The sequence below is a fragment of the Falsihalocynthiibacter sp. CO-5D18 genome, assembly GCF_041205445.1.
In the GTDB taxonomy this organism is placed as follows: Bacteria; Pseudomonadota; Alphaproteobacteria; order Rhodobacterales; family Rhodobacteraceae; genus Falsihalocynthiibacter; species Falsihalocynthiibacter arcticus.
In genome coordinates, this window is record NZ_JBGFCF010000005.1 from 198,715 (window position 1) to 215,066 (window position 16,352).

12 protein-coding genes are annotated in these 16,352 nt (G+C 52.5%); 6 read left to right on the top strand and 6 right to left on the bottom strand.

The features are described 5' to 3' along the window. Nucleotides 1–26: 26 nt before the first annotated feature. Nucleotides 27–2,423 (bottom strand): glycosyl hydrolase 2 galactose-binding domain-containing protein, encoded by a 2,397-nt coding sequence (locus AB9F27_RS09065; protein WP_335585577.1) that lies wholly within the window; start codon nt 2,421–2,423, stop codon nt 27–29. Nucleotides 2,424–2,549: 126 nt separating this feature from the next. Then, complete coding sequence (locus AB9F27_RS09070) at nt 2,550–3,464, bottom strand: LysR family transcriptional regulator (RefSeq protein ID WP_369757658.1); 915 nt, start codon at nt 3,462–3,464, stop codon at nt 2,550–2,552. Nucleotides 3,465–3,600: 136 nt separating this feature from the next. On the opposite strand from AB9F27_RS09070, the gene AB9F27_RS09075 reads away from it, so the two are divergent. The 6 genes from AB9F27_RS09075 (at nt 3,601) to AB9F27_RS09100 (ending at nt 11,546) form a co-directional block, all read left to right on the top strand. After that, complete coding sequence (locus tag AB9F27_RS09075; RefSeq protein WP_335585579.1) at nt 3,601–4,818, top strand: aminopeptidase P family protein; 1,218 nt, start codon at nt 3,601–3,603, stop codon at nt 4,816–4,818. A gap of 99 nt (nt 4,819–4,917) precedes the next feature. Beyond that, nucleotides 4,918–6,021, top strand: a complete 1,104-nt coding sequence (locus AB9F27_RS09080) for an ABC transporter ATP-binding protein (RefSeq protein WP_335585580.1) — start codon at nt 4,918–4,920, stop codon at nt 6,019–6,021. A 70-nt stretch (nt 6,022–6,091) separates the two neighbouring features. Next, on the top strand, nt 6,092–7,225 hold the full coding sequence (locus AB9F27_RS09085; RefSeq protein WP_335585581.1) for an extracellular solute-binding protein: 1,134 nt from the start codon (nt 6,092–6,094) through the stop codon (nt 7,223–7,225). Nucleotides 7,226–7,330: 105 nt separating this feature from the next. After that, on the top strand, nt 7,331–8,872 hold the full coding sequence (locus AB9F27_RS09090; protein WP_369755755.1) for an ABC transporter permease: 1,542 nt from the start codon (nt 7,331–7,333) through the stop codon (nt 8,870–8,872). A 3-nt stretch (nt 8,873–8,875) separates the two neighbouring features. Next, on the top strand, nt 8,876–9,772 hold the full coding sequence (locus tag AB9F27_RS09095) for an ABC transporter permease (protein ID WP_335585583.1): 897 nt from the start codon (nt 8,876–8,878) through the stop codon (nt 9,770–9,772). A gap of 235 nt (nt 9,773–10,007) precedes the next feature. After that, nucleotides 10,008–11,546 (top strand): arylsulfatase, encoded by a 1,539-nt coding sequence (locus AB9F27_RS09100; protein ID WP_335585584.1) that lies wholly within the window; start codon nt 10,008–10,010, stop codon nt 11,544–11,546. 153 nt (nt 11,547–11,699) lie between these two features. Here the strand turns inward: AB9F27_RS09100 and AB9F27_RS09105 are convergent, their stop codons facing one another. Genes AB9F27_RS09105 through AB9F27_RS09120 form a run of 4 tightly spaced genes read right to left on the bottom strand, consistent with a single transcriptional unit; the run spans nt 11,700 to nt 16,248 of the window. Beyond that, nucleotides 11,700–12,758, bottom strand: a complete 1,059-nt coding sequence (locus AB9F27_RS09105; RefSeq protein ID WP_335585585.1) for an aldose epimerase family protein — start codon at nt 12,756–12,758, stop codon at nt 11,700–11,702. Between the two features lie 13 nt (nt 12,759–12,771). Further along, a complete protein-coding gene (locus AB9F27_RS09110) occupies nt 12,772–13,728 on the bottom strand; it encodes an ABC transporter permease (protein WP_369757659.1) in 957 nt (318 codons plus the stop codon). A 26-nt stretch (nt 13,729–13,754) separates the two neighbouring features. Further along, the gene (locus tag AB9F27_RS09115) at nt 13,755–14,720 is read right to left on the bottom strand and encodes an ABC transporter permease (RefSeq protein ID WP_335585587.1); all 966 of its coding nucleotides are present in this window, start codon (nt 14,718–14,720) and stop codon (nt 13,755–13,757) included. Next, nucleotides 14,713–16,248 carry a sugar ABC transporter ATP-binding protein gene (locus tag AB9F27_RS09120; protein WP_335585588.1) on the bottom strand — a complete coding sequence of 512 codons (1,536 nt, stop codon included), beginning with the start codon at nt 16,246–16,248 and terminating at the stop codon, nt 14,713–14,715. Before AB9F27_RS09120 ends, AB9F27_RS09115 begins: the two co-directional genes overlap by 8 nt. Nucleotides 16,249–16,352: the final 104 nt, after the last annotated feature.

Below are 16,352 nucleotides of genomic sequence, written 5' to 3' on the forward strand. Positions count from 1 at the left end.
CGGCTAGCCCGTTTTACCCGCGCGTTCTAGCCATATGTCGCGCTGTGCAAATCCTTGACGGTGAAAATGGGCACTTCTCCCGAAGTTTTAGGGATAAACTGAATTTTGGCAGGGGTTTTGGGCGTTATCGTCATGACATTTTGGCTAAACCGTCCGGCAATACTGGCTTCAAGCGCGACATAAAGCGCTAGCGACGAGGATGTTACCAAAATCTCGTACCCCTCCTCATTTGGGACAACCTCAAGCTTCAAATCCGCCGTCACAAGATCGTAGGACTTATACGGACGCAACATAAAGTGGTCATTGGCCTTTGTGCCGTCTGACCCCGTCCAGTTATATGTCAAAATCTCATCTACAGCCAATTCACTGGCCGCGATTTCAGCCAGAGATTTTGCCACGTCTGGGCTGACTTCAGCGTCGACCTCCACCAGAATACGAGACGATCCATCTGGTTTTGTCGCGGCTATTTTGACAGCAATATCAACGGGTTCACGGAGGTCATTCACAGCTTTAAGCACAAGAATCTCGCTCTCAGGCACGATCGTCACAAACACGGGTTGAAAGAATTCCCCGATCATATAGTGCGGCAGTTTCCAGCTGCCGCCATAGTTAAGAGAGGCCCAGCTGGCGACAGGCCATGTGTCATTGAGCTGCCAAATGAGCGCGCCCATACAATGTGGTTTGAGGCTGCGCCAATAGGAAACGGCAGTTTTGAGGGCCAAGCCATGCTGGATTTGCGACAGATAGACAAAATCCTCAAACCCCGTCGGGAAACGGAAATATCGGAACATGGTTTCTGCAATCCGCGCATTCCCGCCTTCATTTTTCTGATGGCTTTCGAGGGTTGGCGCGGCGATATTGCGGTCGTTTTCAGTGGTAAAACTGCGGATCACGTCCATTGAGGCATAGGATTGGAAGCCAAATTCGGAACAGAACCGTGGGTTGATATCGCGGTAATGCTCAAAATCCTTGCCTTCGTGCCAAACCGACCAAAAATGCATGTCGCCCGCCGTATCGTCGTGCCACGCGTCGCCAAAATTCATCGGCCCTGCGGAGGGGCTGGAGGCCCACCAATTTGCCTCCGGCACAACCGCGCGCAATGCGCGTTCGATTTGCGTATTCAGGCGGTCGTAGGCCACCAGATAAAGGTCGCGATTTTCCTTTGATTCCTCGTACCATGTAAGCGCCCCGACGAGCTCGTTATCGCCACACCAAAGGGCCAGTGACGCGTGGTGATTAAGCCGTGTGACCGTTTCGCGCACTTCGCAATCCACCTCGGCCAAGAAGGCTGCATCGGCGGGGTAAAGGTTGCAGGCAAACATGAAGTCCTGCCATACCATCAGTCCCATTTCGTCGCAGAAATCATAGAACCAATCCGGCTCATAACGCCCGCCGCCCCATACGCGGATCATGTTCATGTTGGCGTCGACGGCGGATTGCAAAAGGTCGCGCACGCCCGCCTGTGTGATCCGCCCAGAGAGTGCGTCGGCAGGGATCCAATTGGCACCTTTTGCATAGGTGTCCACGCCATTCACGCGGAATTTAAAGCCGACGTCGACCGCGTCTTTTTGCGCCATAAACGCCATATCCCGTAGGCCAATGCGTCGGGTTTGCGTACTGTCCCCGAGGGTCACATCCAGATCGTGCAACGCCTGCTCTCCCATACCAACGGGCCACCAAAGCGCGGGCGATACGAGGGTAATCGCGGCCTCAAGAACGCCGTTTTGCGCCGCAACTACGCCTGTGATGCTCTGGCCGCAGAGCGCGATTTCAAATGGAATATCGCGTGTTTCGCAGCTCTCAAATGGCGTGCGCACCGTGACGGTCACATTCTGCCCGTCGTGAGCCTGATCCACAATCACACCGGTGATCCGCGTCTGGCTCTGGGGGCAGAGTTCGATGTCGCCGATCACCCCGAATGGCGCGAGGGCAATATTCCAGTCCCAACCAAAATCGCACTGGGCTTTGCGGATCATATTGCCATGCGGAATGGGGCAATTTATGTGCAAATACGGCACGGGATAGGGATGCTCAGCGTAGCGCTTTGCTGCCTCTATGGTGTTTGAATGGAAGTACAGCTCAATGGTGTTTTCGCCCACATGCGCAACTTCAGACAGGTCAACGCGATAGGTTCGAAATACGTTTTGCGCGCTCAAAACCTTTGTGCCATTGATCAAAATATTGACGATGGTGTCCGGCCCCGTCAGGACCAAATCGCAATCGGTCGCCGTAAGGGTAAAGCTACGGGTGGCGCGCCAATCTCGGTCTGCAATCCACCTCAGATCGTGCTCATTGCGACCAAAATAAGGGTCGGGAATTTCTCCAGCGGCGAAAAGGGCTGATATTCCATCGCCTGGAAGAATCATTTCAACACGATAATCGCCCTGAGCATCCTCAAGCGCCCAAACCCCATTTAACATCATCGCAATTTCCTCCCACTGACTTGTTGAAGGCACTATGGCGGCAATGCAATCGATTACAAGGGGGTAAAATGCAGTGGTTGTCGATTTTTCGAGTGTCCCAAAAAAATTGGGGAAAATCTCAAACGTCTATGTCTTTTGCGATATTTGCTCCGTGGAGCGCGCATCGAGCGTCCAATTCACAAACGCATTTAGGGCTGGCACTTTGTTGAGGTCTGGGATCTTTTTCATGATCAGATAATAGAAAAAATCATCCAAAATCGTGACATCTGAGACTTTTGACAGGCGACCGGCGGCGAGATCTTCGTGGATCAACGCAAGCGGGCAAAGCGCGGCGCCCTGTCCGGAAAAGGCTGCGGTTCGGAGCATATTGATATCTTCGAAGATAGGGCCCTTTAGGGCGTGTGGCGTTTGGCCTCCAGCGGCCTTGAACCATTGCGACCAACCGTTTGTATCCGTGTCATGCAACAGTCCAATGCCCAAAATATCGTCTAGAGTCGGATGGGCACGGCCAAGCGATTGAAACACCCATTTGCTGCAAACGGGCGCGCTCTCACCAGACAAAAAGGGAATGGATTTGAGGTTGCTCGCAAGTGTCGGAGTCGGACCGAAGGTAAACGCAAGATCGACCTCATCGAAATCAATGCCCTGCCCGTGCAGCGCGTAAACAACCTGAATATCAATTTCGGGATGTGCGGTGCGAAAAGCAGACAGCCGCGGAATGAGCCAACTTGTGGCGATGGACGGAATGGCCGCAATCACGAGCGGTTTTGTGCCTTCTGGTGCGCGAAGCCGTTTGCACGCGGCGGCAATATCACCAAAAGAGAGTGTCACAGCGCGCGCAAGATCCTCAGACTGCGGCGTCAGGATTGGCCGACGGCCCGTGCGTTCAAAAAGAGCAACCCCAAGCCAGTCTTCGAGATTACGCACCTGATGACTGACGGCGGATTGAGTGACGCACAGCTCGTCTGCGGCCTTCTGAAAGCTGCCAAGGCGGGCAACCGCTTCGAAGGTCTTGAGTGCGTTCAAAGGAAGATGCGTCATTTATAAGCTCGCTTTAACATGAATATAATTCATGTACGGTGAAAACTTCTCCTTTGACAAGTGTGGGTCTCGGGCAGAGGAAGGGTGGCAACGGATCGTCGCCACCGACGGACTTTTACACACAAAGGATGCAAAAATGGATCGCGAAGTCTTTCAAGATTACACAGGTAATGGCCCGAAAGCTGCGCCGACCTTTTCCGCGCCCGAAATGCAACGGCGTCTCACGGCAATTCGCACCTATATGGCGTCTGAGAACATAGATGCCGCGCTGTTCACATCCTACCACAACATTAATTATTACGCCGATTTTCTGTTTTGCTCCTTTGGCCGGCGCTATGGGCTGGTGGTTGATCACACGACCGCAACCTCGATCAGCGCGGGGATTGATGGGGGGCAGCCGTGGCGGCGGACCTTTGGCAATAACGTTACCTACACCGATTGGAACAAGGACAATTATTTTCATGCCGTCGACAAACTCGCAGGAACGGCAAATCGGGTGGGCATCGAATTTGATCACGTCAACATTGAGCTGCTAAGGCAGTTGGAGGCCTTTTTCCCAGAGATGGAATTTGTTGATATTTCCAAACCCGCCATGCGTCTGCGGATGATCAAATCGGCGGAGGAAATTGCGCATATCACCCAAATGACACGGATCGCGGATTTGGGCGGTGCGGCCTGTGCCGAAGCGGCGCGTGTGGGTGTTTCCGAGCGCGAGGTCGCCTTGCATTCCACCGCGACGATGGTGCGCGAAATCGCCAAAACATGGCCGCAGGGCGAATTGCTCGACACTTGGACTTGGTTTCAATCGGGCCTCAATACTGACGGCGCCCACAATCCAGTCACCAGTCGCATGATTGAAGCGGGTGATATCCTGTCACTCAATTGTTTTCCGATGGTTGCGGGCTATTACGTCGCTTTGGAACGGACGCTTTTTGCCGAACATGTCTCTGATGCGCATTTGCGGATGTGGGAAGTGAATTGCCGCGTACACGATCGCGGCAAGGAACTTTTGGTGCCCGGTGCGCGGTGTTCGGATATCGCAAAGGAGTTGAACGAGATCTACGCCTCCGAAGACCTGCTCCAATATCGCAGCTTTGGGTACGGTCATTCCTTTGGTGTCTTGAGCCATTATTACGGTCGTGAAGCTGGCCTCGAATTGCGAGAAGACTGCGACACGGTGCTCGAATCAGGCATGGTCATTTCAATGGAACCGATGATCACGATTCCCGACCATTTGCCTGGTGCTGGAGGGTATCGCGAGCATGATATTCTGGTGATTTCGGACGAAAACAATCAAGGGAATCATAACATTACAGCCTTTCCCTATGGCCCCAAACACTTGATCCTCAAGTGAACCTGTTGATAATAAAGTGAAAACTATTTTACTAATCGTTTAAATCCCTGTTAGGGTGGCTGACATGCCCGCTCGTTTGAAAACAACAGAAAGTTAAGCATGGCCAGTCCCAACAACGATTCGGCTTTTGTCGAATTTGACCGCGTTCAGAAGAGTTACGACGGTGAAAACCTTGTCGTAAAAGATTTAAACCTGTCGATGCCTAAGGGCGAGTTTCTGACGATGCTTGGGCCTTCAGGGTCTGGCAAAACCACTTGCCTGATGATGCTTGCAGGGTTTGAAACGGCTACCCACGGCGATATCCGCCTTGGTGGCAAGCCGATCAACGATATTCCGCCACACAAGCGCGGTATTGGCATGGTCTTTCAAAACTACGCGCTCTTTCCGCATATGACGGTCGCCGAAAACCTGTCGTTCCCGCTAGAAGTACGCAAATTTGGTAAATCCGAACGCGAAGCTAAGGTGATGCGCGCACTCGATATGGTGCAGATGGGGGAATTCGGCAATCGCCGTCCCGCACAGCTTTCTGGCGGCCAACAACAACGTGTCGCCCTCGCACGCGCGCTTGTATTTGAACCCGAGTTGGTTCTGATGGATGAGCCTCTGGGCGCCTTGGATAAACAACTGCGCGAAACGTTACAGTTTGAAATTACCAAACTCGCGCACAACCTTGGTATTACGGTGGTTTATGTGACCCATGACCAAACCGAAGCCCTCACCATGTCGGATCGGGTTGCCGTGTTTGAAAACGGACGCATTCAACAACTTGCGCCGCCGGACGAGCTTTATGAGCGGCCAGCAAACAGCTTTGTGGCCCAGTTCATTGGCGAGAACAACACACTCGAAGGCGTGATCACGCAAATGGGCAAAACCCAATGTCGTGTGCGTCTGGATAACGGCGACGAAATCGACGCTGTTCCAATTAATGTGAAAAAAGTAGGCGAACGCACGCGGGTCTCTATTCGCCCCGAGCGTGTTGAGTTTGACAAACAGCGCCTTCACGAAGACGCCCATATGCTCAAGGCCGAAGTGTTGGAATTCATCTATATGGGTGATATATTCCGCACACGCCTTCGGGTTGCGGGCAATGATGATTTCGTCATCAAGTCCCGGAATGCACCCGACCAAGTGCGCCTCGTTCCGGGGAGCCAAGTCGAAATTGGCTGGCTGACGGAAGACTGCCGAGCGCTCGACGTTATCTAAAGATATCTTACAGCCATCGCGCTCGGGGCTGTCGGAAAAACGATAAAAAAAGACCAACTAGGAGAGTACTATGAAACTTAGACATTTGTTTGGGGCCACGGCCCTTGTGATGTCGCCTCTAGCCGCAACAACGGTTTTTGCTGCGGACCTACCTGCCTGTGAAAACTGTTCTGACAGCATGACCATCATGTCATGGGGCGGCGCATATCAAGCATCCCAAATCGCTGCCTATTCCGATCCTTATGCAGCGTTAACCGGCATCACTGTCGTTTATGACGAAAGCTCCAATGAATCGATCGCGAAAATGCGTGCGGGTGCCGAAGCTGGCAACAGCGCGTATGACCTGATTGATGCGGAAGGCCCTGACTCACAACGTGCGTGCGACGAGGGTTTGGCCATTGAAATCGATGCCGACGCTTCCCTTGCTGCGGGCGATGATGGCTCCACACCAACAGAAGACTTTGGTCCAAGCCTGATCAACGAATGCTTCATTCCGCAAATCGTGTTTTCGACAACATTTGGCTATCGCAATGATGTCGCCGAATGGAATGGCGCAACACCAGACAGCCTTTGCGCGATTTTCGATACCGAAACTTTCCCAGGCAAACGTGCTTTGGAAAAACGTCCTAAGAAAAACCTCGAATGGGCTTTGATTTGTGACGACGTTGCAAAAGAAGATCTCTATGACGTTCTGTCTTCGGACGGCGGCGTTGAGCGGGCTTTGGCCAAACTTGATACCATCAAAGGCGATGTTGTTTGGTGGTCTGCGGGTGCGGAAACACCACAACTTTTGGCAGATGCCGAAGTTGTAATTGGTTCCACATATAACGGTCGCCTGTTCTCGGTTATCGAAGAGCAAAAGCAGCCAGTTTCCATGCTTTGGGATTGGCAAGTATTTGACTTTGACGGTTGGGTTGTTCCAGCTGGCTTGGACGAAAAACGCTTGAACCGTACGATGCACTTCCTGAAATTTGCCACAGACACACAGCGTCTGGCAGATCAGGCCGCGTATATCTCTTACGGTCCAGCACGTGCGTCTTCGCAGCCTTTGGTTGGGGATCACGCCACGTTGGGTATTGATATGGGTCAGCACATGCCGACCAACCCAGCAAACCAAACCAACTATTTGGTGAACAACATCGAATGGTGGGCAGACAACAACGATGAAGTTGATATCAAGTTCCAAAACTGGTTGGCTCAATAAGCTATCCGTTTGATATAACTAGATAAAACAACTTGCGCAGGGGCTTAGATCCCTGCGCATCCCGACCCAAGAAAAACAACCACGGGACAGGACATGACGCAAACAATGACCGATGACCAAGACGCTTCGAAACCCGTATTGGCTGCTGACGGCACCCCATTAAAGCAAAGCCTGAACCGCGCCCTACGGCGGCAAAAACTCCGCGCGCTGGCTCTGATTGCCCCGCTGCTTTTGTTCATCCTCGTCAGTTTTGTCGCCCCGATTGGCGATATGTTGTTCCGCTCTGTGGAAAACAGCATTGTGATGGAAACCATCCCACGCACCGTGCGCGCCATGCGCAACTGGGAGCCTGATGGCGAAACCCTCCCTCCAGATGAAATTTACGCAGCCTTTTACACCGATTTTGTCCTCGCCGAAGAGAACAAATTGCACACGCGCCTTGGCTCACGTTTGAATTATGAAGCCAGTGGCATGTCCTCGCTGTTCCGCTCTACGGGGCGTAGCATCAGCAAGTTTGACACCACAATTTACGGCACCCAGTTCATCGAAGCGGACGCCGCCTATGGCGACCCTGCGATGTGGGCCACATGGATGGCAGAAAAAGACAACCGGAAAGCCCTGCCGCTTACCGCCAGCGCTTATGAGGGTTGGGCCGAAATGATCGAAGACGTCAAAGACGCCGATCCTGCAACGAAAAAACTCAGCCCGATTGTTTACACAGCACTTTACAATGATTTCGCCTCGGGGGCCGTGGCGCCTTCGATGCCTGCCGTGGATGTGTCTGGTTTTGAGACCGTCTCCCTGCGCGAGCAATTCGGCGCCGCAAAGGCCGATTGGCTCGATCCAACCACATGGACGGTGATTAAAACCTTCGCGGGTCCACTGACCGATGGGTATTTCCTGAACGCCGTTGACATGTTGAGAGGTCCTGACGGGATCGAAGCGCGACCAGAAAGCCAACGGATTTATTTGCGGCTGTTGTGGCGCACGATTGTACTGTCGGTAACGATTACCGCCACCTGTATTATGCTGGGCTATCCAGTGGCTTGGCTCATGGCCAACTTGCCCAACCGTTCCGCGAACGTGCTGATGATCTTGGTTTTGCTGCCATTCTGGACCTCGCTTTTGGTGCGGACCTCCGCTTGGAAGGTGTTGTTGCAAGAACAAGGCGTGATCAATGATCTGTTGGTCTGGATTGGCCTTGTGGGCGATCTTGACCGATTACAACTGATCCAAAACGCCACGGGCACGACCATTGCCATGACGCATATTCTTTTGCCTTTCATGGTGCTGCCCCTGTATTCGGTGATGAAAACCATCCCGCCAAGCTATTTGAGGGCCGCAAAATCCCTCGGTGCGAACGATTGGACAGCCTTCTGGCGGGTCTATTTCCCCCAATCCCTCCCAGGGATTGGCGCGGGATCGATCTTGGTCTTTATCTTGTCCATCGGCTATTACATCACGCCCGAACTCGTCGGCGGCACCAAAGGTGTCTTCATCTCAAACCGGATTGCCTACCATATCTCAAGCTCACTGAATTGGGGCCTCGCCGCCGCTCTGGGCTCGATCCTACTGGTCATCGTACTCATCTTATATTGGGTTTATGATCGCTTGGTTGGTATTGATAACGTTAAATTGGGGGGCTAAAAAATGTCTTCACTTCCACCCTATGCCTCGCCTGTTCAACGCGCATGGTTCTATAGTTTTCGCGTCATCTGCGGGCTGATCTTCTTCTTTCTGATCGCGCCAATTATCGTGATTATTCCGCTGAGTTTTAATGCCGAAGACTTCTTTACCTTTACGCCGGAAATGCTGGCGCTGAACCCTGAGGGGTTCTCGCTCAAACACTACAAAGATTTCTTCAACAGTTCCGATTGGCAATTGGCCATGAAGAACTCCCTCCAGATCGCGCCGGTTGCCACAATCATCTCTGTGACCTTGGGAACGATTGCCGCGATTGGCCTGTCGCAAACCCACGTGCCGTTTCGCCGCTCTATCATGGCGATCCTGATTTCACCGATGATTGTGCCGTTGATTATCTCGGCGACGGGGATGTATTTCTTCTATTCCAACCCCTATATTCCGATCCCTTTCTACGGCAAGCTTGAGATCCCAATCACCCTCACGGGGACCTATGTCGGAGTCGTCTTGGCGCATGCGGCGCTTGGTATTCCCTTTGTCATTATCACTGTTACCGCCACGCTTGTGGGCTTTGACCGCTCCCTCACTCAGGCTGCGGCAAGCATGGGCGCCTCGCCCGTGCGCGCCTTCTTTAAGGTGCAAATGCCTCTGATTTTACCCGGCGTGATTTCAGGTGCCCTTTTTGCCTTTATTACCTCCTTTGACGAGGTGGTCGTGGTCTTGTTCGTGGGGTCGGCCAATCAGAAAACGCTGCCATGGCAGATGTTTATCGGCCTGCGTGAGCAAGTGAGCCCGACAATTCTGGCGGTTGCGACCATATTGGTTTTCCTTTCGGTCTTGCTCCTCGCCACGTTGGAACTTTTGCGTCGCCGCTCTGAACGCTTGCGCGGGATGTCACCCGGCTAATCGCAGAATGTTTCCCAGCTAATAAAGGGCCGTTTTCCCCTTTCCTGTCTAATAAATAAGGTTCTGGCTCACGCTGGAACCTTAAAACTTGTATCGTTCTGAATTTTGAACAGGCTATTTCGCCTATTGGAACGCACTTTATTGCGCCAATCAAAAACTTAAGCTACGGTCACATATTGAACGTTTTTGAACCTTGGTAAAAACGCACTAAAATTTTGACAAAGGAAACCTTAGAATGAAAACCGTGAACTTATTATTTTCGGCAAGTATTTTAGCTGTGGCCAGCCTTGCCGCGCATGCGCAAGACAAGCCGAATATCCTCGTTATTTGGGGCGATGACATCGGCCAGTTTAACATCAGCGCCTACAACAATGGCATGATGGGCTATCGGACGCCCAACATCGACCGCATCGCCGCAGAAGGCGCCTTGTTTACCGATTGGTACGGTCAACAGAGCTGTACCGCGGGGCGCGCAGCGTTCATTACCGGACAGTCACCCATGCGCACTGGCTTGACCAAAGTTGGCCTTCCCGGTGCTCCTGAAGGGATGATGATCGACGATCCAACCATCGCAGGCCTGCTCAAACCCTTGGGTTATATGACCGGTCAGTTCGGTAAAAATCACCTCGGCGACCGCGATGAAATGCTGCCGACCAACAATGGTTTTGATGAATTCTACGGCAACCTTTACCACCTGAATGCCGAAGAAGAACCCGAGAACGTCGATTATCCCAAAGACGCGGAATTCCGGGAAAAATTTGGCCCACGTGGGGTGATTAAATCCTCTGCGGATGGCACAATCGAAGATACCGGCCCCCTCTCCAAAAAACGTATGGAGACCGTGGACGAGGAAATAACCGCCGCTGCGATCGACTTTATGGACCGTGCCGTTGCACAGGACAAACCGTTCTTCTTGTGGTGGAACGCGACACGCATGCATATTTTCACCCACCTCAAGGAGTCCTCTGTTGGAGTGACCGGACTTGGCGTCTATGCGGACGGTATGGTTGAGCATGACGGAATGGTTGGCGAACTTCTTGATAAGGTTGACGAACTCGGCATCGCCGACAATACAATCGTCATGTATTCCACCGATAATGGCGCCGAAACATTCACGTGGCCCGATGGCGGCACAACAATGTTCAAAGGCGAGAAAAACACACAATGGGAAGGCGGCTACCGCGTTCCAACTGTGATCCGCTGGCCTGGCGTGATTGAACCCGGCACAGTAATCAACGACATCGTAGCCCACGAAGACATGCTGCCAACCTTCCTTGCGGCAGCGGGCAACCCAACTGTTGTAGAAGACCTGCTTGCGGGCGGCGTACAAGCCATTGGCCGCGAGTATAAAGTCCATATTGATGGGTATAACCTGATCCCTGGCCTTAAGGGCGAAGGCGAATGGCCACGGGATAATTTCCTTTACTGGACCGATGATGGTTCGGTTGCGGCGTTGCGCTACAACAACTGGAAAATCACCTTCCTGCGTCAAAATGCCGAAGGGTTTAAAGTTTGGACATCCCCATTTGAAGTGCTTCGTGCACCTTCAATTACCAATCTTCGCATGGATCCGTTTGAACGCGCAGAAGCCGAAGATGCGATGGGCTACCAACGCTGGTGGGTCGAGCATATGTATATTATTGCGCCCGCTGCGGCCTATGTTGGCGAATGGCTGCAAAGCTTTGCAGAGTTCCCACCGCGCCAAAAACCGGGAAGCTTCAGTCTTGAACGTGTGATGGAAGCAGTGACTGCGGGTTCTCCTGGAAGCCAATAGTCCACATCTTTCTAAGTGACACGACAGCAGGCCTCGCAAAACGGGGCCTGCTTTTTTGTGGCGTAGTTAGATTGATTTCGCGCCGCAACGCGCTGTATTTATTAGGAAAAATATGAGTTTGCGCCGGCTTGTTTTGGTTGCTTACCGTTACGCTCAGATGCAGCTAAAACGATACTCAATTGAATGCGCGTAAATCTCCCCTGCAGCAAGTTGGGCCGATGGGAACGCGGGCTGATTTGGGCTGTCTGGAAAAAACTGTGGCTCAAGGCATATACCAGAGCGCGGCCCGTATTTTTGCCCGTTGAGGCCGACAATTGGCACATTGAGTTGGTGTCCATCATAAACCTGTAATCCAGGCTTTGTGGTGTAGATTTGCATTGTGAGGCCTGTTTTTTGAGTTTCAAGGATCGCCGCCAGCGACCCTTGAGTAACAGGGAGATTTTCTGGTCGTGTAAGGATGAAATTGTGGTCTAAATCCATTGGACATTGTGGCGCACTAACTGGCCTTGGCGTCATAAAATCAAAGGGTGTTCCTTGGACATTCAGGGACTCTCCAGATGGGATGAGCGCACTGTCGACAGGGGTAATTCGATCGGCAAAAACGGTTAGGCGGTGATCGGAAATGCTGCCAGAACCGTCGAGGTTGAAATAGCTATGCTGGGATAGGTTCACAATAGTGCTCTGTGTCGATACGGCATTGAATTCAAGCGATAAAATAGCAGATTCTGATAGAGTATATGTGCATTTTACGTCCAGCGCTCCGGGGAATCCTTGATCGCCATCAGGCGAGTGGAGACCCAGTGTAACGCTCTCTTTGCTGTACGCGTCAATTGTCCAGACCCGTTGGGAGAGGCCTCCAGCGCCGCCATGCAAACAGGTGTTAGGACCTTCGTTTTGATCGAGTGTGTAGCGTTGACCGTCGAGGGTAAACCCGCCGCCGGAAATACGATTTGCGTATCTTCCGACAACGGCCCCAAAATAGGGCGAATACTTTGGATAATCTTCAAATTTCTCGAAGCCAAGAACAACAGATTGCAGCGGTCCATCTGGCATTTTGACACGCAAATCCGCGATTACGGCACCCCATGTTAAAATGCGGCAGGACGATCCGTCTGGCCCCGTTAGAGTGATTTCGTGAACAAGTTCCCCGTTAAACTCCCCTACCAGTTTTGGTTGGGGCAATGCGCATGCTCGCGTGTTTATCTGATCCATTGAAGTCGCCCTTTCACGCCGCTGACACGGTGGCACCCACAGACCTTTTTCGGGCCAAACGCGCTTGCAACATGATAACGACGAGGAGAAAAAGCCCCCGCACAACCGACTGCCAATAGGCCGAAAGGGAAATCCAGCCTTTGCCGTTTTCAAAATTCAGGATCGTGAATAAAACCCCCATCAACAAAACCCCCGCGAGCGTTGCGCCGACAGAACCCGCGCCGCCGGTGAGCAATGTGCCCCCAACAACGACGGCGGCGATTGCGAAAAGCTCCCAGCCCTTGCCCTCAATAGGTTGTCCCGCGCCGAATTGTGCTGCCAAAATGACCCCCGCGAGGCCTGCCAAAGCACCACAGGCGACATAGGTCAGCATCAGGATTTTGTTGACCGGAAGCCCCATAAGTTGCGCGGCATCTTCGTTGCCACCAATGGCCAAAACGGTGCGCCCTGCACTGGTGAAATTCAGCACATATGATCCTGCAATAAACGCGAGGACGGCAATGAGGGCGGGCACAGGAAACCCAAGAATGTTGCCCTGTCCGAGCCACGTAAAACTGGTGGCATAGGACGCGGGGATTGATTGATTTCCCGCCAGCAAAAGCGCCATACCACCTGTGGCCAGCATTGTCGCAAGTGTCGCCACGAATGGCATGATTTGCAGCCGCGTCACGATCAGCCCGTTAATCACCCCAACGATTACTCCCGCGCCAAAACCCGCCAAAAGCCCCGGCATAAGGCCGTAATGACTGGCGTGGGCGGCTACGACGCTCGACATCGCGGCCGTTGCCCCTACCGAAAGGTCAATGCCGCCCGTCATAATGACAAAGCACATGCCCAAAGAAATCAATGCAAACATGGAGTTATACCGCAGTACGCTCATCACATTGAAGGTTCCCAAAAAATTATCATAGCGCAGCCAGCCGAAAAGGATAATCACCGCAAGGGCCAAAACAACACCGTAATTGTTCATTAACCCGCTTAAAATTGACTTGTTTCTCATGATGTCCGTGCCTTTCTTTGGAGCCAGACAGCTGCAATAATAATCGCCGCTTTAACCACCATCGCTGCGGCATCCGGAACGCCATTTGCAAGTAGTGTGTATCGTACAATTTGAATTGTCATCGCGCCCAGCAACGTGCCCCAGATGCTCGCGCGGCCCCCACTCAGGAGAGTCCCGCCCACGGCAACTGCAGCAATTGCGTCAAGCTCCATGCCCATTCCAACGAGGTTGGCATCTGATGCCGAATTGATGGCGATGACAATGAGGCCCGCTATTCCAGAGAGAAGGCCACTGATTGTATAGACCGCGATTTTCACACGGCTCACGGGCACACCCGAAAGCACAGCAGCATTTTGGTTGCCGCCGACGGCCAGAATTTGCCGACCAAACACCGTGCGGCGAAACATCCAAGCGGCCCCAATCACAATCACAGCCATGATGATTGCCTGAAATGGCAGACCAAACACACGCCCAAGGCCAATGAATTGAAATTCTGGCACATGGAAAACTTGTAGGTTTCCGTTGGTCATCACTTGCGCAATTCCGCGGCCTGCAATGAACAAAACCAGTGTTGCCACAATGGGTTGAATGTCGAATTTGGCAATAAGCCAGCCGTTAAACGCGCCAAGCAAACCTGCGACCCCGACCGAGATAATAATCGCCACGGTGACCGCGAGCCATACGGGTTCAATTCCTAGTATTGTACCCATGAAAATCATCGGCGCGAGCGCGCCAGAGATCGCCATGAGTGACCCCACAGAAAGGTCAATCCCGCCCGTTGCGATCACAAGCGTCATCCCGACGGCGACGATTACAATGGTGCAAACCTGTGTCAGGTTCACGTTTAAGGTTTGTAGCGAGAGGAAATTGGGCGTGATCGCGATGTTCAAAAGGATCAAGAATCCCAGAATAATTAGCGTCGCGTAGCGATCCAAAAAGGCATAGACTTGGCGTTCAGACATTGGCCGTGGCCCTTTCAGACGTGCCATGCGCCATCGCGGCGAGGACTCGATCTTCATTGATTTCTCCGTTGGTAAGCTCGGCAACTGACAGGCCTTCCCGCAAAACGTAAACGCGGTCGGCGCCTTCGGTAACCTCTTCTAATTCCGAAGAAATCATCAACACAGCCAGCCCATCGTCTGCCAGTTTGTTTACCAGTTTTTGTATTTCCGCTTTCGCGCCGACATCAATGCCGCGCGTTGGTTCATCGAGAATAAGGAGGCGTGGCGACATGGCCAACCAGCGACCAAGGAGAACTTTTTGCTGGTTCCCACCCGACAGTTCGCGAATTTTTTGGTGTGGCCCTGCGCATTTGATCCCAAGGCTTTTGATCAACCCATCGACGATTTGCGCCTGCTTTTTCTCATCCACAATGCCCGCTCGCGCAAGCTTTGGCATGAGGGCAAGCATCATGTTTTCGGCAATGCTTAAATCCGGCACAATCCCTTCGATTTTGCGATCTTCGGTGCAAAACCCAATACCTGCGGCAATGGCTTCGGCGGGCGAGTTGGGGGCGAAGCTTTTGCCATCAAATTCCATGTGTCCTGTGGAAGGGGGATGTGCGCCAAAAATTAGCTTGGCCGTCTCTGTGCGCCCTGCCCCAAGCAAGCCTGCAAATCCTACGATTTCGCCACTGCGCACGCAGAAACTAACGTCGCGAACGTGAAGGCCATCACTCAAGCCCTGCGCTTCCAGAAGTTTGTTTCCCGCCAAATGCGCGTGCTCATTATCAAATGCTGTAATCCGCCCGCTGCTGCGACTTATTTCTTTACCGAGCATTGTGGAGACAAGCTCAAGTTTGTCTATTTCATCCAAGTTACAGGCGCGGATTGTTTTACCATCGCGCATGATCGTCACGCGGTCACACACCTCGTAAAGTTCGTCGAGTTTATGGCTCACAAAGACAACCGAGACGCCCTCGGCTTTGAGGCTTCGGATCACATCAAACAGCACCGCCGCTTCGCGTTCGTCCAAGGAAGAGGTCGGCTCATCCATAATGACCAACTGGGCAGAAAACCCAATCGCCCGCGCAATCGCGATCATTTGTTGTGACGCCGTGCTGAAATCCGACAACTGCCGCCGCACATCAACCTTCATTGAAAAACGGGCCAATAAGCGCTCGGCCTCTTTATGCATTGCGGGCCAATCAAGGGCACCATAGCGGCGCATTTCGCGCCCAAGACATATATTTTCAGTTACGGAAAGGGATGGCACCAGATTAATTTCTTGATAAATCGTACTGATTCCAGCGATCTGCGCCGCCTTGGGCGCATTCACTTCAAACGGTTTACCCGCGAAATGCACGTCCCCTTCGTCTTTTGCAATATAGCCCGTCAGGATCTTAATGAGGGTCGATTTTCCGGCGCCATTTTGGCCAATTAGGGCATGAACCTCACCCGCGCCGACCTGAAGGGATGCGCCATTTAGCGCGATCGTGCCGCCAAACCTTTTATGCAGGTTTTCAATCGATAAAAGAGGTGTCTCTTTCATTCTTTGCCAATCTATTTTTGATTGCAATTCGTCGCAAACCTCAGAACGGCGGACGGCGAAAAGTAATTTGGATATTGCCCGAGGCAGACGTCCATAATAGCCCA